Annotated in this window: 25 protein-coding genes and 1 tRNA gene; 7 read left to right on the top strand and 19 right to left on the bottom strand. The window is 63.8% G+C overall.

Going from position 1 to position 17,857, the window contains the following annotated elements:
- Window positions 1–14: 14 nt before the first annotated feature.
- From murJ to trpS, 3 genes are all read left to right on the top strand, one after another.
- Complete coding sequence (gene murJ / locus AUC68_RS00835) at window positions 15–1,574, top strand: murein biosynthesis integral membrane protein MurJ (RefSeq protein WP_069435913.1); 1,560 nt, start codon at window positions 15–17, stop codon at window positions 1,572–1,574.
- Between the two features lie 86 nt (window positions 1,575–1,660).
- Window positions 1,661–2,551: an HpcH/HpaI aldolase/citrate lyase family protein gene (locus AUC68_RS00830; RefSeq protein WP_069435912.1), complete on the top strand. Its 891-nt coding sequence runs from the start codon at window positions 1,661–1,663 to the stop codon at window positions 2,549–2,551.
- 70 nt (window positions 2,552–2,621) lie between these two features.
- Window positions 2,622–3,680 carry a tryptophan--tRNA ligase gene (trpS, locus tag AUC68_RS00825; RefSeq protein WP_069435911.1) on the top strand — a complete coding sequence of 353 codons (1,059 nt, stop codon included), beginning with the start codon at window positions 2,622–2,624 and terminating at the stop codon, window positions 3,678–3,680.
- A gap of 147 nt (window positions 3,681–3,827) precedes the next feature.
- On the opposite strand, the gene msrA is transcribed toward trpS, so the two are convergent.
- Entirely contained in the window at window positions 3,828–4,484 is a 657-nt protein-coding gene (msrA, locus tag AUC68_RS00820) for a peptide-methionine (S)-S-oxide reductase MsrA (protein WP_069435910.1), read from the bottom strand.
- Between the two features lie 53 nt (window positions 4,485–4,537).
- Window positions 4,538–4,855, bottom strand: a complete 318-nt coding sequence (locus tag AUC68_RS00815; RefSeq protein WP_069435909.1) for a hypothetical protein — start codon at window positions 4,853–4,855, stop codon at window positions 4,538–4,540.
- Between the two features lie 174 nt (window positions 4,856–5,029).
- Here AUC68_RS00815 and AUC68_RS00810 point away from each other — a divergent pair.
- Window positions 5,030–5,119 (top strand) — tRNA-Ser (locus tag AUC68_RS00810).
- A gap of 22 nt (window positions 5,120–5,141) precedes the next feature.
- Here AUC68_RS00810 and AUC68_RS00805 read toward each other — a convergent pair.
- The 17 genes from AUC68_RS00805 to AUC68_RS00760 form a co-directional block, all read right to left on the bottom strand.
- Window positions 5,142–6,149, bottom strand: a complete 1,008-nt coding sequence (locus tag AUC68_RS00805) for a tyrosine-type recombinase/integrase (RefSeq protein ID WP_244500326.1) — start codon at window positions 6,147–6,149, stop codon at window positions 5,142–5,144.
- An 85-nt stretch (window positions 6,150–6,234) separates the two neighbouring features.
- Complete coding sequence (locus AUC68_RS16900) at window positions 6,235–6,393, bottom strand: hypothetical protein (protein WP_162273571.1); 159 nt, start codon at window positions 6,391–6,393, stop codon at window positions 6,235–6,237.
- 238 nt (window positions 6,394–6,631) lie between these two features.
- The gene (locus AUC68_RS00800) at window positions 6,632–7,114 is read right to left on the bottom strand and encodes a MerR family transcriptional regulator (RefSeq protein ID WP_069435907.1); all 483 of its coding nucleotides are present in this window, start codon (window positions 7,112–7,114) and stop codon (window positions 6,632–6,634) included.
- Between the two features lie 337 nt (window positions 7,115–7,451).
- Window positions 7,452–7,664 (bottom strand): hypothetical protein, encoded by a 213-nt coding sequence (locus tag AUC68_RS17040; RefSeq protein ID WP_204376945.1) that lies wholly within the window; start codon window positions 7,662–7,664, stop codon window positions 7,452–7,454.
- 89 nt (window positions 7,665–7,753) lie between these two features.
- A complete protein-coding gene (locus tag AUC68_RS00795; RefSeq protein WP_204376944.1) occupies window positions 7,754–8,509 on the bottom strand; it encodes a hypothetical protein in 756 nt (251 codons plus the stop codon).
- Window positions 8,510–9,077: 568 nt separating this feature from the next.
- Window positions 9,078–9,779 (bottom strand): HK97 family phage prohead protease, encoded by a 702-nt coding sequence (locus tag AUC68_RS00790; RefSeq protein ID WP_069435906.1) that lies wholly within the window; start codon window positions 9,777–9,779, stop codon window positions 9,078–9,080.
- Between the two features lie 2 nt (window positions 9,780–9,781).
- Window positions 9,782–9,919 carry a hypothetical protein gene (locus tag AUC68_RS17285; RefSeq protein WP_244500325.1) on the bottom strand — a complete coding sequence of 46 codons (138 nt, stop codon included), beginning with the start codon at window positions 9,917–9,919 and terminating at the stop codon, window positions 9,782–9,784.
- Complete coding sequence (locus AUC68_RS17280; RefSeq protein WP_244500341.1) at window positions 9,910–10,734, bottom strand: phage major capsid protein; 825 nt, start codon at window positions 10,732–10,734, stop codon at window positions 9,910–9,912. Before AUC68_RS17280 ends, AUC68_RS17285 begins: the two co-directional genes overlap by 10 nt.
- A gap of 13 nt (window positions 10,735–10,747) precedes the next feature.
- Window positions 10,748–11,053: a hypothetical protein gene (locus AUC68_RS17275; protein ID WP_244500324.1), complete on the bottom strand. Its 306-nt coding sequence runs from the start codon at window positions 11,051–11,053 to the stop codon at window positions 10,748–10,750.
- Between the two features lie 15 nt (window positions 11,054–11,068).
- Window positions 11,069–11,362, bottom strand: a complete 294-nt coding sequence (locus AUC68_RS18490; protein WP_425283202.1) for an HNH endonuclease — start codon at window positions 11,360–11,362, stop codon at window positions 11,069–11,071.
- Window positions 11,359–12,252, bottom strand: coding sequence for a terminase TerL endonuclease subunit (locus AUC68_RS17035; protein ID WP_204376942.1), 894 nt, complete (start codon window positions 12,250–12,252; stop codon window positions 11,359–11,361). Before AUC68_RS17035 ends, AUC68_RS18490 begins: the two co-directional genes overlap by 4 nt.
- A 68-nt stretch (window positions 12,253–12,320) precedes the next feature.
- Window positions 12,321–12,767: a hypothetical protein gene (locus tag AUC68_RS17030; protein WP_204376940.1), complete on the bottom strand. Its 447-nt coding sequence runs from the start codon at window positions 12,765–12,767 to the stop codon at window positions 12,321–12,323.
- A 650-nt stretch (window positions 12,768–13,417) separates the two neighbouring features.
- Window positions 13,418–13,654: a hypothetical protein gene (locus AUC68_RS00775; RefSeq protein WP_069435905.1), complete on the bottom strand. Its 237-nt coding sequence runs from the start codon at window positions 13,652–13,654 to the stop codon at window positions 13,418–13,420.
- A gap of 87 nt (window positions 13,655–13,741) precedes the next feature.
- Window positions 13,742–13,981: a hypothetical protein gene (locus AUC68_RS16235; RefSeq protein ID WP_141701024.1), complete on the bottom strand. Its 240-nt coding sequence runs from the start codon at window positions 13,979–13,981 to the stop codon at window positions 13,742–13,744.
- A gap of 734 nt (window positions 13,982–14,715) precedes the next feature.
- Complete coding sequence (locus AUC68_RS00770; protein WP_069435904.1) at window positions 14,716–15,087, bottom strand: hypothetical protein; 372 nt, start codon at window positions 15,085–15,087, stop codon at window positions 14,716–14,718.
- The gene (locus AUC68_RS00765) at window positions 15,080–15,304 is read right to left on the bottom strand and encodes a hypothetical protein (RefSeq protein WP_141701023.1); all 225 of its coding nucleotides are present in this window, start codon (window positions 15,302–15,304) and stop codon (window positions 15,080–15,082) included. Before AUC68_RS00765 ends, AUC68_RS00770 begins: the two co-directional genes overlap by 8 nt.
- Window positions 15,305–15,603: 299 nt before the next feature.
- The gene (locus AUC68_RS00760) at window positions 15,604–15,846 is read right to left on the bottom strand and encodes a DUF3955 domain-containing protein (RefSeq protein ID WP_158008189.1); all 243 of its coding nucleotides are present in this window, start codon (window positions 15,844–15,846) and stop codon (window positions 15,604–15,606) included.
- A 101-nt stretch (window positions 15,847–15,947) separates the two neighbouring features.
- On the opposite strand from AUC68_RS00760, the gene AUC68_RS00755 reads away from it, so the two are divergent.
- From AUC68_RS00755 to AUC68_RS00745, 3 genes are all read left to right on the top strand, one after another.
- The gene (locus AUC68_RS00755) at window positions 15,948–16,451 is read left to right on the top strand and encodes a GNAT family N-acetyltransferase (protein ID WP_069435901.1); all 504 of its coding nucleotides are present in this window, start codon (window positions 15,948–15,950) and stop codon (window positions 16,449–16,451) included.
- A 266-nt stretch (window positions 16,452–16,717) separates the two neighbouring features.
- Window positions 16,718–17,467 (top strand): hypothetical protein, encoded by a 750-nt coding sequence (locus AUC68_RS00750; RefSeq protein WP_069435900.1) that lies wholly within the window; start codon window positions 16,718–16,720, stop codon window positions 17,465–17,467.
- An 11-nt stretch (window positions 17,468–17,478) separates the two neighbouring features.
- Window positions 17,479–17,808 (top strand): thiosulfate sulfurtransferase GlpE, encoded by a 330-nt coding sequence (locus tag AUC68_RS00745; protein ID WP_069435899.1) that lies wholly within the window; start codon window positions 17,479–17,481, stop codon window positions 17,806–17,808.
- Window positions 17,809–17,857: the final 49 nt, after the last annotated feature.

The following is a 17,857-nucleotide window of genomic DNA, read 5'->3' as shown; positions in this document are numbered from 1 at the left end:
ATGGCGCAGCACCCATGAAGCTCTATCGCGGGTTTGCCACTGTCGGCGGTATGACCGTCATCAGCCGTCTGCTCGGCTTCGTCCGGGACATCTTGATCGCGGCCGTGCTCGGCGCGTCCGCCATCTCGGACGCCTTCTTCGTCGCGCTCCGCGTGCCCAACATGTTTCGCCGCATCTTCGCGGAAGGGGCGTTCAACGCCGCCTTCATTCCCCTCTACACCAAGAAGCTGCATGAAGCCGGGGAAGAGGCCGCGAAGACCTATGCGGCCCGGGCACTGGCGGGCCTCACGGCCATCCTGGTCGCCTTCGTCGTGCTGGCGGAGATCGCGGCACCCTGGCTTGTCATGCTTCTGGCGCCCGGGTTCTCGGACGATGCGGACAAGTTTCGCCTCACGGTCCTGCTGGTGCGGATCGCGATGCCGTACCTCCTCTTCATGTCGTGGGTCGCGCTCTATACGGGCCTTCTCAACACGCTCGGCAAATTCGCGGCTGCCGCCTTCGCCCCGAGCATTTTGAATTTCGTGCTCATCGCCGTGCTGCTCGGCCTCATCGCCACAGGGCACGGCGAACACCATGTCGCCGGCGTGGCCATGGCCTGGGGCGTTGCCGTCTCCGGACTGCTGCAGGTCGCCATTGTCGTGTTTGCCGCGGTCCGGACCGGTCTTCGGCTCAAGCTGGAACGGCCCCGGTGGAACGCCGACATGAAGCGGCTGGTTCACTTAGCGATCCCGGGGGTCATCGCGGGCGGCGTCGCGCAAATCGCCATCGTCATCGCCACCATCGTCGCCAGTCTCGAAGATCGCGTGGTGTCGTGGCTCTACTATGCCGACCGCATCTTCCAGCTTCCGCTCGGCCTGATTGGCGTGGCTGTCGGCGTGGTGCTGCTCCCCGATCTCAGCCACAAGCTGCGGAGCGGCGATGCCGAAGCGGTCGTCGAAAGCGAGAATCGCGCGCTGGAATTCTCGCTGCTGATGACCGTGCCTGCCGCGGTGGCGCTGTTCTTCTGCGCGGAGCCGATCATGCGCGTCCTGTTCGAACGGGGCGCCTTTACGACCACGGATGCCCGGGCCTCGGCCGCCATGCTCGCCGCGCTTTCGTTCGGCCTGCCCGCCTATGTGGTGGTCAAGGTCTTGCAGCCGAGCTTCTTCGCGCGCGAAGACACCAAGACGCCGATGTTCTATTCGCGCTCGGCGCTCGTGGGCAACGCGGTGTTGAGCCCGCTGCTCTTCGTCCTCGTTGGGCCGCCGGGCATCGCCATGGCCACGAGCCTCGTGGGCTGGATCAACGTGGCGCTCCTGGCCTTCGCCTTACGCAAACGTGGCGAATTCATCCTGGACGACAAGTTCCGGCGGGCCTTCCGCGGCATCGTCCTCGCCAGCGTGGCCATGGGGCTTGGCCTTTGGTGGATCGCCGGCGCATTGCGGTCCTATTTCGATCCGGCCTATGGGCTCCTCGCGCAGGTTGCCGCCCTCGCCGCATTGATTGCCGTCGGCCTTGTGCTCTACTTCGCCGTGGGGACCGTCACGGGCGCCGTGAAGCCCCGCACCCTCGTCAAGGATCTTCTAGGCCGCTGAATTCGACCAAGGAACGGCGTTCCCCCTGTTGCGCCACCACTATGTTGCAGTGCAATATCGGACTGCAACCACATGGGGGGTATCGAATGGCAGGTCGTCCGCGCCGCAGCGTGCTTTATATGCCGGGGTCCAACACAAGGGCCCTGGAAAAAGCCAAGACCATCCCTGCCGACGCGCTGATCTTCGATCTCGAAGACGCCGTCGCGCCCGACGACAAGGTTACGGCCCGGGAGCAGGTCTGCGCGGCGGTGGCCGACGGGGGCTATGGCGGCCGCGAGGTCGTGGTCCGGGTCAACGCGCTGGAGACGCCTTGGGGCGCGGCGGACATCATCGCCGCCTGCGAGGCCGCGCCGGACGCGATCCTCATCCCGAAGGTCATTCACTCCGGCGATATCATCTCGGCCGCCAAGCTGCTGCAGAGCGTGCACGCGCCCAAGAAGGTCCGGCTCTGGGCCATGATGGAAACGCCCATGGCGATCCTCAATGCCCGCACCATTTCCGCACGGGCCGTCTATGACGACAACCGGCTCGATTGCCTCGTCATGGGCACCAACGACCTCATCAAGGAAAGCCGCGCCCGCGCGCTGCACGACCGCTTCGCCGTGGTGCCCTGGCTCGCCATGACGCTTGCCGCCGCGCGCGCCTACCGGCTCGACATCATCGATGGCGTCTACAACGACTTCCGCGACGTCGAGGGGTTCCGCGACGAGTGCGAGAAGGGCCGCATTCTAGGTATGGACGGCAAGACGCTGATCCACCCGGCGCAAGTAGGCCCCTGTAACGAGATATTCTCGCCCAGCGCCGAGGAGGTCGAGTGGTCGCGCAAGGTCATCGACGCGTTCGGCCTGCCGGAAAACCAGAAGAAGGGCGTCATTGTCGTCGAGGGCCACATGGTGGAGCGGCTGCATTTCGCCATGGCCCAGCGCGTGGTCGAGATCGCCGATCAGATCCGGGACTTGGAAGCCTCCGCCGGTTAGAACCGGCACACGCCGGTCTTGCGTGTGCGCCTGCCGCGAGCCATAACCCCGCGTGGTTTAGGGCGAGGACATGCAAGAAACACCGCAAGACACACCAAGACACAAGACCCGCGTTTTCTCCGGAGTCCAGCCGACGGGCAATCTCCATCTCGGGAATTATCTCGGCGCCATCAAGCGCTTCGTGGAGATGCAGGCGGACCACGAATGCCTGTTCTGCGTGGTGGATCTGCACGCCATCACGGTGTTTCAGGATCCGGATGAGCTGACCCACAACACGCGGGAAGTGACGGCCGCCTATATCGCCGCGGGATCGATCCCACGCGCAAGCGCGATCTTCAACCAGAGCCAGGTGTCGGGCCACGCCGAACTTGCCTGGATTCTGAACTGCGTCGCCCGGATCGGCTGGCTCAATCGCATGACCCAGTTCAAGGAGAAAGCGGGCAAGGATCGCGAGAAGGCCTCCGCCGGGCTCTACGTCTATCCCAATCTCATGGCCGCGGACGCGCTGCTGTATCACGCCACGCACGTCCCCGTGGGCGAGGACCAGAAGCAGCATATCGAGCTCGCCCGCGACATCGCGCAGAAGTTCAACAACGATTTCGCCAAGACCATCGAACGCGCAGGCTATCCGGACGGCTTCTTCCCCTTGCCCGAGCCGCTGATCGCAGGCCCCGCCACCCGCGTGATGAGCTTCCGCGACGGCACCAAGAAAATGTCGAAGTCCGACCCGTCCGATCTCAGCCGGATCAACATGACGGACGATGAGGACACGATCGCCAAGAAGATCAGGAAGGCGAAGACCGATCCGGAGCCGTTGCCATCCGAAGTGGAAGGGCTGGAGACGCGCCCCGAGGCCGATAATCTCGTCGGCATCTACGCGGCGCTGGCCGGCATCGGCAAAGACGCGGTGCTGGCCGATTACGGCGGCGGAGAGTTCTCGGCCTTCAAGGGCGCGCTGGTGGAGCTCGCCACCGAGAAGCTCACGCCCATCGGCGATGAGATGCGCCGGCTGCTGTCGGACCCCGTCGAGATCGACCGTATTCTGGCCGACGGTGCGCGCCGCGCCCACGACGTGGCCGATCCGATCCTCGCCAAGACCAAGGACATTGTCGGCTTCATCCGGAGCTAGCGCGGCGGGCCGGGGCGCCGGTCGTCGTCCTTCGAGGCCCGGAGCGTCATGCTGAGGTGTGCGCGAAGCGCGCCTCGAAGCACGCGCCGGGCACCTCGGGATGACGGCTCCCGACTTTGCGCATCGCGCGCTTGGAACGCTGTCGGGCTAAGCTTCGACGCCGGTCCCGATGGGGCAGGCGACACCCGTGCCGCCGAGCCCGCAATAGCCGGCCGGGTTCTTGGCGAGATATTGCTGGTGATAGGCCTCCGCGAAATAGAACGGCGGGGCCGGGGCGATCTCGGTCGTGATCCGCCCCATCCCTTGCGCCCGCAGTGCGGACTCGTAGGCGTCCTTCGAGCGCTCCGCCGCCTCGGCCTGTTTGTCCGAGAAGGTATAGACCGCCGAGCGGTACTGGGTGCCCACGTCGTTGCCCTGGCGCATGCCCTGGGTCGGGTCGTGGCTCTCCCAGAACACCTTCAAGAGGTCTTCGTAGGTGACCTGGCCGGGGTCGAACACCACGAGCACCGGCTCGGTGTGCCCGGTCTTTCCGGTGCACACCTCGTCATAGGTCGGATTGGGCGTCGGCCCGCCCGCATAGCCCACGGCCGTCACGAGCACGCCGGGAAGCTGCCAGAACTTCCGCTCCGCGCCCCAGAAGCAGCCGAGCCCGAACAGGGCCTTCTCCGAACCTTGCGGGTAGGGGCCTTTCAACGGGGCATGGGTCACGAAATGCGTGGCGGCCGTCGGGATCGCATGATCGCGGCCGGCCATGGCCTCTTGGGCCGTGGGGATCGAGAGAGATTTGCGCATGAACCCAAACATGGGGGCTCCTCGGGGCGATTTCAGCGCGGGTGCCCATCACATCCGCGCTAGGGCTAGTTGATGAAGACCTCGACCTCTTTGCGCTTCTGCCCCAGCCAATAGAGGAACACGCCCAGGATGCCGAACACGACCCAGGTCGGGGCCGCAAGGACCGACAGCAGGATCGGGTCCCAAAGCCATTCGCCCACGGTGCCGATCACCCATTGCCGGAACCCGTCGAGCATTTCCGGAAAGAGCTGGCGCCATTGTTCGCCGAGCGGCGTGACAGCCCAGGCCCCGCCGCCCGCGAGGCTCTTCGTGGCGTCGACGACGGCGGCCACCATGGCCAGCAGAAGCAGCCAGATCCCGAGTGTTCGCAAGACAAAGCGCATGGGCGTCACCGCTCCAGAAGCGTAAGGACGTTTCCGCTTAGATACGCGATCCGTCTATCGGGTTCAAATGGCCCGAACAAGCGCTTGCGATTTGGGGACCGAAAGCCCTATTCGCTCGCTTGAACGGAAAACGCGCTTCGCTATAGTGCGGCGCTTCGCTTTCAGCGCCCTGATGGAGAGATGGCCGAGTGGTCGAAGGCGCACGCCTGGAACGCGTGTAGGCGGGTAACCGTCTCGAGGGTTCGAATCCCTCTCTCTCCGCCATGCGCATTTTTTTGTTCTCCTATTACAAAGACTTACGCCCAGTTTTGGCTAACCCGTTCCCCCGGTTAGCCAGTTTTTGTTCGCGTTCTGGTCCGGCGATGGCACGCATCGCGGCTTCGGCGAGCAATTCCTGATCCGCTGCCTTTGTGTATCGAGAAACCTCTTTGAGCGTAGCGTGTCCGCTGATCGACGCGATCACGTTGGCCGAACAACCCGCCTCTGCGAGCCTCCGGCAAGCCGCCTTGCGGAGCCCGTGCGCCGCGCATCCCTTCGGGAGCCCTGCGGCGTCACACGCTTCTCGGAACCAGTTCCCGAACCCGGCCGCCGTGAAGGGTTCGCCCTTGGCGGTCGTGAGGAACGTCATGTGGTCAGACTTGTGGGCGTCGAGCACTGCCTTTAGGTCGGGGTGAATCGGGATCGACAGCGTGGCTCCGGTCTTGTGCTGAACGACTCTGATCTTGCCGTCGCGGACGTGCTGGCGCCCCATGTGAATCACGTCGCCCCGGCGCTGGGCGGTGTGCAGCAATAGGCTAAACGCGAGCCGTTCGCGTGTCCCGACGGGCCAGCGCTTTTCGAACCGGGCGATCTCGTCTTCGGTCCAGGTGTGGAACCCGCCGGAACGAGTCCTGATCGACTTGATGCCGAGCGTCGGATCGTCGCGTCTCCATTCCTCTTCGATGGCGAAGCGCATCAAGACGCGAATCATGCGGAGCATGTTGTTAGCGGCGGCGGGCGTCTTCGCCTTCTTCGCGACAATATCCCGAACGTGACGGCGTTCCAGGCGAGCTACCGGCTTATGGCCGTGCTCGACGCGGAACCGTTCAATGATGCCCTTGTAGGTGGCCTTGGTCGCATCCGACAGGTTTGCCCATTCCGCACTGCGATAGAACTTCACGACCAGTGCTGAAACGCTCCCCGGCTTGGTCCGGGACGCACCGATTTCGAGGCGGTGTTCCCTGCCCTCGTGCCACGCCAAATATTCAAGAGTGAATTCTTCGGTTCCGGGACGTGACTTGAAATAGTACGTCACGCCTTTCCGGCGCCCCCTGATCCTGATCTTGCCGTGCCGGTCACGGAACGAGGTCACACCTTTTGGGAGTCCGTTTCGCTTCATACTAATGCACAACCTCATCGTCCCACGGATTGGGGCCAGCGCCGGACTCGTCGCCATCGTGCTCAGCCGCAACAACGATCACGATTCGCCCGTCCGGACAGACCTCGACCCGGTTGACCTCGATCCCAACCGCAATGGCTGCACGAAGGGCACGGGCCACGTCGCCTTGCTTAAACTTTAATGGGCCTCGTGCCACTTGCTAGTCCTCGTCATCGCGGGTGAGCCGGGCCAGATCGGCCGACCTGACCTCAAGAGCATCATTCGGGAACAGGCCGGGGCGGACCGGAAGGATGCCGCGCGCCACCCATCTGGACACGGTGCGCTCGGACCTTCCAAGGCGGTGCGCAATCGCCGCGCGACCCCGAACGGAACGTTGATCATTTGGTTTCGTCATCGCATTACTTCTCCGAAACTTGGCGATGCAGCTCCCTCACAGCGCTGCGGAACTTGGGCAACAACTTTTTGGCCATGTCTTGCGCATCCACGAGAATCCCGACCGGCTCGGCGAGCGATTTGACCTCGCGCATCCGCGTCCCGACCCACACGTCGCCGTCCTTCGTGACGAAGACGAATCGACGCAGCTTCGGATAGGAGAACAGTTTGAGTTCGTGGAGCGACCACCACACAACATCCTGGACCACGGTCTCGGCCACGGCGCGCGACGTGTGCACGTCGGCCACGGCATAGACCTTCATCAAGATCGCAACGATCAGCGCATCGTAAACTGTGAAAAACCAGCGCCGATTCGGAGCCTGATCGCCAATCTTTTCCAAGTAGCCGCGAATCCGCCAGTCTCGGACTTGGTGGGTCCCGATGCCTGTCATTTCGACAAGCTCGGAAACCGTGATTATCGGTTCGGACCGGAAAAGTTGATCAGCCATAACGGGCCTCTTGTTGCCATCTGCTACTTTTATAATGTTGCCACCAGATACGATCAATGAAAATCGTGACAACCCAGGGATGAAAATGGGCGGGGCGCCCATGCTCAGAAACGCCCCGCCCGTCCGGCGGTACAGGAGCCGGCGCCGGGCCGGGTCGCGACGCGCATGCGAAACGCGCCACGAAGTGGCGGTGCCGCGCCTCACAAGCGACACAATGTGAGGCCGACGCCATGGCCAAATTTTTCGCGGGGATCGGGCCACCCCTGTCGCAGCCACAGAGAAAAACTGCGACGCTCGCGGGGCCGCCATAGGAAACGGCACCCGCGAATCCACAAAATCATCCGTCAACAGACCAGTCCACGAGACGCGCCGCAGCGGCTGGATCGATTCCGGCCTCCTTGGCCATGACGAGCGACTGGATGACGCTGTTCATCGCCCTGGCCCGCCCACCGGCGTCGAACGCCTGCAATGGCCGCATCACGTCAAGATCAACCTCGGCGCTGAGCTTATTGGAGGCTTCCTCAGCGATGAGGGCGGCGACGGGTTGCAAGGTCCAGGATGCGAGATGCCGTTGCGCCTCTCGAACCGTTGGACCCGCTGCGGTTGGTTCGACCAGGCCGGGCAATACGCCGTATGCTGTCAGTACAGAGTTCCGTGCCGCAACGAGGTGTTCGTGGGTCGCGGCCCGTTCCAGGTCGGGCGCAAGCTGGTCGGGCGCCAATCCTGAAACCGCGCCGGACCGGCCGCCGCCGTGACGTAAACCGACTCGCGGAGCAGGACCCGGCCCCGCTGGCCCCGGAACGACCGTTGAAGCGCCTCATTGTCAGTGGCCGGATTTTCAGGCATCGGAACAATTTGCGATCCGAGCGGAGCGAACTCGAAAACTTCGGCCAGGGCGGCCTCAATGGCTTGCAATGTCCGTGTGCTGATCGCGGCGCGCCGGAGCGGCGCCGTTCCGATCCACGGGGCGACTGGATCGGTGCCGATCCTGAAATGCAGAACCTCCGCAGCAAGGGCGGTCCGCGTCGTGCCGCCCCCCGCCTCACTGATCGAGACCCGGTACGCGCGGGGCCGTCCGTTGCGAGTCGAAAGGTCCCAATCCGCACACGGCACGAGTCCGTCCTCCTGAATCAGGAACACCGCTTCGCCTCGTAGCGCAAGGCTCCGGGCCGCCACAGCCATGACGCGGCGGGTGAGAACGTCCGTACCCGTCACATCCGCGAGGCCAAGCCCGCCCTCCCACAGCGACACGCACGACTGAACCGTCGCCGTCAATTCGCCAACACCGCTCCGTCCACTGATAAAGGACTCGCGAGCCGCCATGATCTCGGCGGTGAAGCCGGACCCGGACGCTCTGGTCTCGCGTCGAAAGAAATTTTTGATTCGATCTAGCATCCCGGCGATCTCCGATATCCGCGCAACATGTCCGCCGCGCCGCTCAATTGCATGGCCCTTCCGAGCCAATTGTCTCGACGAGGCGGAATCAGAGAAACACCCCCGCCGCCGATCCGTCCATACGAACAGTCCTCCCAACCAGGGCAACCGCCCGTCGCCAAATATTCGGCAAGGCGTCGATAGGCTTCGTCGAACGCAATAGGGTCAGCCGCGATTCCTGGCGTTCCGTCCCAGTCCCCGACCTCGCCGGTGATGCGGTACAGCGTTCCGGCCGGTAGGCTCAATCCGTGTGGTGACGGTCCGTATGCTGTGGTTTCGGTCCAGGCGTCGTCTAGCCACGACTCGACCTTCGCGATTGTCGCCGGGTAAAGTGGCACCGGCCAATCGCCCGGGCCCTCGACGGTCCAGATGCACTCACGGGGCCAGAACCGATACGCAGTATACGCTTCAATTCGGAGCCAAACCTCTTCCGAATCAAGCTTTGCGGCCTCTTCACTCAGGCCGCTCGGCTTCACCCCACGGCCCGCGAGCGGGCTTTCGTATTGTTCAAGTGTAACGGCACGCATCGCTATGCCCTCCATCTATTCAGTACACGTTGCACCCCGGCGTCCGGGGCGTCGCGCAGGTGCGTTTCGGTCGCGGTCCAATCGCGCATTTCAACTTGACTTTCCTTATAGGCCGGGCGCGTCACGATTGAGATTTCGTAGAGCAGCGCCTCCCAAATCAATCGGATAATCGCGCCGTACCGGGGGTCGCCGTTCTCGTCGAGCGTGCCGTCGTTCGGCTCGTCCTCAATCGTTACGGGCTCGCCACTGATCGGTCTACGGACCGTCTCGATCTCAGTCGTCACAGGAACAGCCACGGCCCGCTTCGGCGGGATGCGGAACCCCGGCGAAATCCCGAACGCGAGGCCCGACATGATCATGGCGATGATGTCGCGGCCGTAGCTTGTCGCCGCAATCGCTGGGGCGATTAACGCGTCGAATTCGAGCGCCTCCGCCGTGTCCAGGAAAATCAGGGTGTCGGTCAGCTTAGACGCCAATGGTTTTCCGAAATTATGGCCGACAAGCAAATGGATTTCCTTGCCCGGGGCCGCGACCCGGTAATTGAACGCCTTCGGACCGAAACGCTCCTTCTTGGGCCGCCCGGTTCGTCCGCCGTCGGACAGAATCGCGGTCTTGTTGTACGGGAAGCGGCCGTGAAGGCGGAGCCCAGCGCCACCGTCTTCACGGCATTCCAACGTGCCGATAGCTCCGCCCTCGTAATTCATGGCTAGGCCGCCGCCAGTTCGAGGCCCGTGACCAGCTCAAGCTGGGCGGGGCGCGCAACCGTCACGTCGGCGGTCGTCAGTGCGGTCAACCGGAGGCCACCGGATGCGGCGTCGCTGTACGGGTCGCGGATCAGGTCCACGCCGCCCCAAACCCCGACGAATACCGGCGCCACGCCGCCCGCGTGGTCGTGAGAAGCGCCTGCGTCTCAGCGGGCGTGCCGCTCGGCGCGGCGATTGCGTTCGTAGTCATGGCGATGTTGCCAGCAGGCACGTTCTTGACCAAGCGGTCCCACTCGGTAATGCCGGTCCCGGTGTCAATATATGCACCGTCGAGGAAGTCCCAAAGCTCCGGTCGGATCAGGGCGCGGACCGCACCGGGACCGCCCGCCGCGTTGGCGGTCATGAAGCGCACCACGGCGGCCCGCAGCGCGGCCCACGATGCAAGATCATCCGCGTCCGTCGCGGTGATGCCGTACGTGGCTTGACCAGTGATCACGCCAAGGGGCTGGCCGTTGGCGCCAGTGCCAAGAAAGATCGCCGCGTCGAGCGCGGAGGAGACCGCACTATTCATGTCTCGGCGCACCGCTTGTTCCAGCGCGGCACCGGACTGCTTGAGCGTCTTTCTGGTGATCCGCATGGTGATGCCGAGGTTCTGTTCGGGCTTCAGCGCCTTGTCCGTCGTGGCGAAGACGGTCGGTCCCGCAACACTTGCGGTTTCACCGTCAGCCCAACCGGCGGCCACGCTGGAGGTCACGACGGGCCACTCGACCGCGCCCGAGTCGATACTGATCATTTGAGCACCCATCCGGGCCGCCACGCTGTCCGGGAACAGGCGGTCGATGATGGGCCGCGTGGTGATCGGATCAGGAGTCCCGGCGGCCACGGTTTCACCGGCGCGTCGCTCAAGGGCGAGCCACGGCACGGGGATGCCGCGATACCCGCCCTCGCCACGCATCTCTTCCACGAGTTCAGCCGTGGCACCCTCCAGCGGGCGCCTCGTCGAGGGCAAGAGCGACCTGGCGCATCTCAAACGCGTCGATCAGGTCGGCACGCTCTTGGTCGGTTCGGGTCTCAAGATCGGCTCCGGCTTCGCGACGCTCTTCGTCTTCCGAGACCAATGCGGCACGATATCTGGTCTCGTTTGTTCTATACTCCGCATCGAGGGTTTCCATCGAGCGGGTCTCGTCCTCGGTCGGCTCGGTCTTGCCGACAAGATCGGCAAGGGCCTGCCGGATTTCCGACTGGCGTCGGCTGATTTTCACAGATTCCAACATCAATTAACTCCATTACTAAGAAGGGCGCGCCACTTCCGGCGCTCCGGATTTTCGGGGGGTAGTCCGATGTCCTCGCGCGTTTTTTCGCGCGTGACACGATTTGCAAAGCGTTTGCAAATTGCTCAGTTCAAAGCTCAGTTCTGGATTGTTCCGGACCGGCTTGACGTGATCGACTTCAAGAGGTCCCGCCGCACCGCACGACACGCATTTCCAGCGGTCTCTCCGTTTCGCCGCGAGACGAAGGGCGGGCCAGCGCTTGTCGCGCGTCACGAGGCGGGACGGACGGAACCAGTCCTTTCTATTGGTCATGCCCACACCGGCGCCCTCGACTCTTTCTGGGGCCGGGCCGTGACCCGAGCCCCCTCCGCAACGGCCAGCACGGCCGCCGCCGCCGCGTCGATCCTGCCGGTCGAACGTGCTTTCGCGAGTTTGAGATTGTTCGCCGGGTCCCTCAGCGTCACGGCGTCCGCAAATGCCGAGCGCAGTAAGAGGGATGGAACAGATTTCACCTTGCCGTCGAAACAGGCCCGGCGAAATCTTTCGCAATCCTCGCCGCCATCCCTGAATCCCATGCCGCGCCACACGACCGGGACCCGCACCCCGGCCCGATCCATCGCCTCCGCCAGTTCGGCCTGCTTGAATCGGTCCCCGGTCAGTGCTGTTACGGTTTCACCCTCGACGTGCCTCATGACTTCCGCGAGCCACGCCGCGACGGGGACGGTCTGGTCGCCCAGGGTGACAAGCTCGCCACGGTCCTGCATTTCGGTGTATCTCGACCCCACGCCATCTGATTGGCCACGGTCGAGCAGGCCGGGACGGGACGGGAACCATCCAAGAACCTCAAGGCGTCCCGTGTCGGGCCAATAAAATGCTGCAGCCGTCATGGACGCCGAGCCGCCCAGATCGATCCCAATCACCACGGCGCCCTCGCGGGGCGGCAGTTCGGACGTTTCGCATCCGAGCCACTCATCCACCGTGAGCAAGAGGTCCCGGGTCTCGCCCGAGACGCGCTCATTTCTATTGTAGAGCCGGAACGTGGTAAGGGCTGATCCGCCGCGCGCGATGGCCCGCCGGGCCTGCGCTACGAGCCAATCGAGGTCCGATCCAATGCCATACCGGGCGCCGGGGTTCGCGACGAGAAGGCTCTTCACGTCGTCTGCGGGAAGGCCCGGTGCGGGCCTGTGCTCCTGGCGGTACACGCCTGCTTGTTCCTCGTCGAGCCATTTGGAAAACGGGTGCGCATCGTCGGGTGCCGACGTGGAGATGATCAGGCACGGCCGCCACGCTTGCCCAGGCCGGACAGGAGCGCGTGTTCCAACTCGTCGCCTTTGTCGCGCTCCCAATGGCCACGCTCATCCATGAGCACGAGATTGGGAGCCGACCCGAGGCTGGACTTGCCGTCCGCCGGGAGGACCCGCAGCATGTGCGATCCGCCGTCACCTTCGTAGCTGATCTCAAGCCTGGGGCTGCGTCGAAAAATAAGATCGCGCTGAACGTCCTCGGGCAGGGATCGTGACAGCGCCGCCGCGAAGCTCCACGCGATCCTGCCCTGGTCAGCGGTGCGCGCCGCGATCAGGACCTCGCGGCGAGGTTGGTCATCCCACTCCCCCAGCAAGGCGCCGAGCGCCACGCCGGAGGATAGTGCCGTTTTCGCGTTGCCGCGCCCAACGGACAGAACGCCCACGTTGATGTCATCGGCAAGCGATCCGTTCACGAACTTCTTTTGGAACGGCGCCAGGGCGAGCTTTTGCCCAGCCTGGGACCCTCAGGAACCTCCAAGGATTCCAGGAATCGCACCGCTTTTGTGCCGGACCTGGAACTCATGACGCGACTGTCCCATTTTGGCACAGCGCGACAGGAGTACTTAGGCCCGCGTTAACTCCGCGTTGAACCAAACATGCCATTGGGACCAGATCGGCGAGTGGGGATCGAAACATCATCCCCAGACGTTAGGCCCCGTCGCACCGCCGGTGAATCGTCATGCCGGGACAAGCCAGGACAAGCCGGGACATCGCGACGATCCGGACCTGACCGGATCAGGCCCGGATCAGCGCAACTGATTCACGACTCGATGATCACGAACCCAACGCCGGGATGGGCCCGATCTGCCATAGCGGTGTAGCCCGCCGGGAACTCCGTGCCTGTTTCGTACCAGTCGCACTCCCGGTCATCGCGGCTCAAGAACATCTGCCACGAACACCCCGGCGCGCCCCAGCCAGATCAGGCTCAAGGTCTGCGTCGCCATCAATGTCATCGAGCAAATCAATCGCCGCCCCGATTGCATCGAGACGATCCGCATCACCGTGACGCAGCGCCACGTGCAGTACAGCCTCTATCGCTGCCTCAAGGGTGTTCCGCCTCACCCTAATCAAACCTGATGTGGTGCCGGACCCGTTCCGCCTCCGCATCGATCCGCTCAATCAGGTACCCAACGCCTTCCATTACGGAACGGCTCGGGGCTGTGCCGGTCAGACCAGGACCGCCGAACCACAACTCACGCAGCGCATGTACCGCGCTGACGAGATGTCCGCACGCGTCATCGGCCAACACCATGTTGGCACCCAACACGTCTCGCCTCGCCTTCACCACATCGTCAGTCATGCCAACCACCTTCCGTTCCGTGCTGCGTTACCAAGTACCGGCACCGGCGCTACGTGGCGCTCGGTCGCCACGACAATTGTGCACATTTTACGTGCCTGCGGGATTGCCCAAATTTAGGCCACATACGTTGAGAAGCTTGGCGGCTTCGGGTTGGCTGATCGATGATCCGCAATTTTGCGGATTATCACGACGCGGGCTGGCTGATTTCGTTATTCCGCAAATTTGCGGATTTACTGCTGTGCTGGTTTCTACATTCCGCAATTTTGCGGAAGGTTTCAGATCGGTGCGTGATCCTTGGCGCATGTTCGCCAGTTCCGCCGCGATCATGGCGCGCCTGCTTCGTGACGAGGTGACGCCGGTGCACCGTTGCGGCCCAATCCTGGACCCGCTATCCTGATCGCCCCGGCCCCTTCTTACCGCGCCAGGACAACGGCTGATCACACAGCCCACCAAGGCCCGTGCCCAACGCTCGGGCCTTTTCCTTGGCCACGATCCGCCGACTCCGTGCCCCATCCACAGTTCCGCTTGCCAGCGGGCGCCTGCGGCGCGTGTCCCTTTTTTTTCTGGTCGACTTTTCTCTTGCGAGTCGATCCGTTTCAGCCCTTCGCGCCGGGCCTTGGGCTTGAGTTCAGATCGGAGTGAGGACAGGCTTGGCCTGACGCGGCCAAGCCTGCCTTGGGCTTCGAGACGAGTCGTCGCTTCGGACAGGATGGATCAGGACAGCCTCTTTCGAGGTGAGCCGGGGTCGTGCGGTCGGCTCTTACGTCCCGCTTAACGGCGCGGGCCAAGTCGTCACGGCCGATCCATCAACCGCAACAACGCCTGAGGGTCGGCGCTAGCCGGAGCCCTCTCCTGGACCTCAGAACACGGCCTGAGGCCCTTTTACAGATCACTGAGCAACGGGCAGGTAGGGCGCGACCCCTTTGCCACACCGCGGATCAGTGCATCACTCCACCGGTTCTCCCCGCTGTACAGCCTGGCTAGCTGGCGACGGCCGGTCCCGTTCGTTACGGGCTTGGATATGGCCGGTCCCGTGACGGAACCGAACAAGGTGCTTCGATTTATTCGGGCGCGTCACGCGTTACGCTTGGCGTTACGCTTGGCGTTACGCTTTCCGTTACGCTTTCTGCGTCACGCTTGCGCTCGCGGTAGCGACGCTGGCGTTCAGCGTTCCGTGACGCGCCGGTCTTGCTGGATTTCAGGTCCTCCGGAGCGGCCACGACGAGGCCGGTTCCGGCCCGCTCAAGCATGGCTCCGGCCAGGGCCGTAACGGCGTGCCGCGCGACCTCAAACGAGAACTCGTCCATGTGCGTGTTGTCGTCGCGCTGGACCGTGACTAGGAGGTCACCCGTCACCATGGATTCGACAGCAATGCCGTTCTGGTGCGTCACCACGACCCGCTCGTCGCCGCCGTAGAAATCGAGGTCATCCATGACCGCCTTCCTCCGCGAGCCTCGCGAAAAAATCGGCGATCAGGTCGGCGGCACACGCGTCACTCACCACCGCGACACGGAACGCATCGCAGCCGTGGTGATCTGTTAGGAGAAGGAATAGGACCCCCTCGACGCGACGCAGCACAAGCTGAACGTCACGGCCGGGAAGCTCGGCAAGAACGGTGTCGCCGGAGCGAATCGGTGCAACGCTACCCATGCCGGACCTCATTTTCGTTGAGGTTCGGAACGAGGCTCGCTATAAATGGGGTACGCGGATCAAGCGTTTTTTGGGCCGTCGTCTCATCGTGGCTGATGAGCGGCGGCCTTCGCTTGTCTGGGGGCCCTGATCGGTTAGCCACTCCCCAAAATTCACTAAGGGAATCAAAGGGGGGCCTTAGGGGGGTTAGCCAGATCAACCCATTGTTTTTTTTCAGAGGGTGTACACCCTCTCTCTCCGCCAGCTTTCGGATGTCCTCCCGGACCTTGCTCAGTGGGCTTGCGAAGCCGGCTGCCAGCCTATGACGGTCTCCGGAGGAGCACCTTGATAAGCCCGCGTACGAAGCCCGCCAAGCCGAGAAGCAGACCCACGAAGCCGAGAATGAAGCCCAGCGGCAGGTAGAAGCTCTCGTGCAGCACGCCGTCGGCATCCACGTAGTCGTAATAGGCCGCGTTCATGCCGAGCGAGATGACGCCCGCGACGGCGAATCCCAGGCCAATGAGGCAAAGCGCGTTCAAGAACAGAGTGCTAAACGTCTTCAACGTGGTCCCTCCAGTACTGACCATGGCGACACCGGCCGCCACGGCACTTTTCGGTGGCTAGCCTACGCTCTGAAACCTGAACCTCGGACAACGGCGCATCCATGATCATCCGTCCCGAAACCGCCGCTGACGAAGACGCGATCCACCGCATCACCGAAACGGCGTTCGCGGAGGCCTCGCATGCGTCCCATACCGAAGCGGACATCATCCGGCAGCTGCGCAAGGACGGCGATCTCACCCTGTCCCTTGTCGCCGAGGAGGACGGGGAGATCGTCGGGCACATCGCCTTTTCGCCCGTCGCGATCGGCGGACGCCACGATGACTGGTACGGGCTTGGTCCCGTCGCCGTGCGCCCCGACCGGCAACGCCGGGGTATCGGCAGCGCCCTCGTCACGCAAGGTCTGGCGGCGCTCCGCGCGCGGGCGGCAAGAGGCTGCGCCCTTCTCGGCGACCCGGCCTTCTATGGGCGCTTCGGGTTCGAGAGCGACGGCACGATCACCTATCGCGGCTTGCCGGTCCGCTATGTGCAGCGCCTCGTGTTCGCGAGCGAGGCCCCCTACGGCGAACTCACCTATGCGCCGGCCTTCGATCTCGCCGCCCTATGATCCTCTCGGCGGCGTCGCCGATGCGCGGCGCCGCGTTCACATCCCCTTGGCGGCAATCTGACAATCCGCGCGTTTCGGGCCCGACAAACGGCCCGGTGTGATGTGCGCCTGCGGGCGTCTCTGACCATCAACACTCTGATTCCGAAGAGATTTCAGCGCGCTGACAAAGTCGGTGCGAAACTTGCTTCGTCTTGTCCAAGACGCGGGTTGCCGCGCGTGTGGCCCTGCCCGGTGCAGGGATTTCGGACGGAAGGAGAGCAAGCCCCATGACGGACATGACGGAATTGGCGAAGCGTAAGCTGCCGCTCAACCTGGCGATCGTGCATGTCGATCCTGACGGGTTCCTGGCCACCTACCGGCGCTGGCTGGAGATCACGACCTTCATCTCGGCCTTACGCATCGGCGAGGCGGAGATGCCCGACGACGGGATCACCCCACAGCTCACCGAAGCCGATCTCGCCAATGGCGCCGTGCACAGAATCGGCAACGACACCGTCATGGCCTTTTGCGCGACCGCCGCGATGAAGGGCGACGGCGCGTCCGTCGACAAGATCGAAGCCGGCCTGAAGAATGATATGGGGGACGAGTTCCCCGGCAGCTTCGCGCTTCGTCACTTCCGCAATCCGGTCGCGGCCCCGATCACGCTGGAGGACTTCGTGGGCGCCTCGGCCAAGAAACTGCTCGAGGGCGATATTCCGCCCCCGCCAAAACGCGCCTCCGAGTGCTGGGAAACGGGCTTGCGCTTTCTCGAACTGGCCCGCGGCTCGAACTTCAAGAACGAGATCATGTATCCGCTCGCCCTGTGGACACGCGATGTCTGGACCTGGGCATCGACCGACGGTCTGGCCTTTCTCGCCCATATCGAGGACAGCCAGCCCATCCTGACCGAGGCGCTGAAAGAAGAGCGCAACGACGAGCCCTTCATCGCCAACATGCTCCAGCTCGGCGCGCCCGCCGTCGAAATCGAACTCGACGAAGATGTCGAAGGCATGCTGCGTTCGCTGGCGCGGCGCTAAAGGAGGCGGATGTGAGCACCTATCAGCGTATCGGCATCGCCGAAGCCCGTTTGCTCGCCGCACGGGACGATGTCTCCCTCCTCGATGTGCGCGACCCCAACGCCTTCCGGCAAGGCCATGTCTATGGTGCGCGCAACGTGAACGAGAAGGACGTGCCCCGGCTTGTCGAGGAACTCTCCAAGTCGGCGCCGCTCGTCATCTATTGCTATCACGGCAATTCCAGCCGGCTCTATGCGCGGGTGTTCGCCGCGCAAGGCTTCGCCGAAGTCTACAGCGTCGATGGGGGCTACGACGCCTGGCGCTCGTCGAGCGCTGCGGCGGGCGTGGGCGCGCCCGGGTAGGGGCGCACCTGACGACCTGCGGCGCGTCTTAAGCGGCGCGGCGACGGGG

This window comes from Methyloceanibacter methanicus (assembly GCF_001723285.1).
Taxonomy (GTDB): Bacteria; Pseudomonadota; Alphaproteobacteria; order Rhizobiales; family Methyloligellaceae; genus Methyloceanibacter; species Methyloceanibacter methanicus.
The sequence above is the reverse complement of the archived record's forward strand: the minus strand, read 5'-3'. Positions and strand labels throughout refer to the sequence as shown.

Bases quoted from the DNA above. Each gene is read 5' to 3' on its own strand.
- murJ (WP_069435913.1), top strand. From the start codon at position 15: ATGAAGCTCTATCGCGGGTTTGCCACTGTCGGCGGTATGACCGTCATC.
- AUC68_RS00830 (WP_069435912.1), top strand. From the start codon at position 1,661: ATGGCAGGTCGTCCGCGCCGCAGCGTGCTTTATATGCCGGGGTCCAAC.
- trpS (WP_069435911.1), top strand. From the start codon at position 2,622: ATGCAAGAAACACCGCAAGACACACCAAGACACAAGACCCGCGTTTTC.
- msrA (WP_069435910.1), bottom strand. From the start codon at position 4,484: ATGTTTGGGTTCATGCGCAAATCTCTCTCGATCCCCACGGCCCAAGAG.
- AUC68_RS00815 (WP_069435909.1), bottom strand. From the start codon at position 4,855: ATGCGCTTTGTCTTGCGAACACTCGGGATCTGGCTGCTTCTGCTGGCC.
- AUC68_RS00800 (WP_069435907.1), bottom strand. From the start codon at position 7,114: ATGGCTGATCAACTTTTCCGGTCCGAACCGATAATCACGGTTTCCGAG.
- AUC68_RS00795 (WP_204376944.1), bottom strand. From the start codon at position 8,509: ATGCTAGATCGAATCAAAAATTTCTTTCGACGCGAGACCAGAGCGTCC.
- AUC68_RS00790 (WP_069435906.1), bottom strand. From the start codon at position 9,779: ATGAATTACGAGGGCGGAGCTATCGGCACGTTGGAATGCCGTGAAGAC.
- AUC68_RS17280 (WP_244500341.1), bottom strand. From the start codon at position 10,734: ATGCGTGGCGAGGGCGGGTATCGCGGCATCCCCGTGCCGTGGCTCGCC.
- AUC68_RS17275 (WP_244500324.1), bottom strand. From the start codon at position 11,053: ATGTTGGAATCTGTGAAAATCAGCCGACGCCAGTCGGAAATCCGGCAG.
- AUC68_RS18490 (WP_425283202.1), bottom strand. From the start codon at position 11,362: ATGACCAATAGAAAGGACTGGTTCCGTCCGTCCCGCCTCGTGACGCGC.
- AUC68_RS00775 (WP_069435905.1), bottom strand. From the start codon at position 13,654: ATGACTGACGATGTGGTGAAGGCGAGGCGAGACGTGTTGGGTGCCAAC.
- AUC68_RS16235 (WP_141701024.1), bottom strand. From the start codon at position 13,981: ATGATCGCGGCGGAACTGGCGAACATGCGCCAAGGATCACGCACCGAT.
- AUC68_RS00770 (WP_069435904.1), bottom strand. From the start codon at position 15,087: ATGGATGACCTCGATTTCTACGGCGGCGACGAGCGGGTCGTGGTGACG.
- AUC68_RS00765 (WP_141701023.1), bottom strand. From the start codon at position 15,304: ATGGGTAGCGTTGCACCGATTCGCTCCGGCGACACCGTTCTTGCCGAG.
- AUC68_RS00755 (WP_069435901.1), top strand. From the start codon at position 15,948: ATGATCATCCGTCCCGAAACCGCCGCTGACGAAGACGCGATCCACCGC.
- AUC68_RS00750 (WP_069435900.1), top strand. From the start codon at position 16,718: ATGACGGACATGACGGAATTGGCGAAGCGTAAGCTGCCGCTCAACCTG.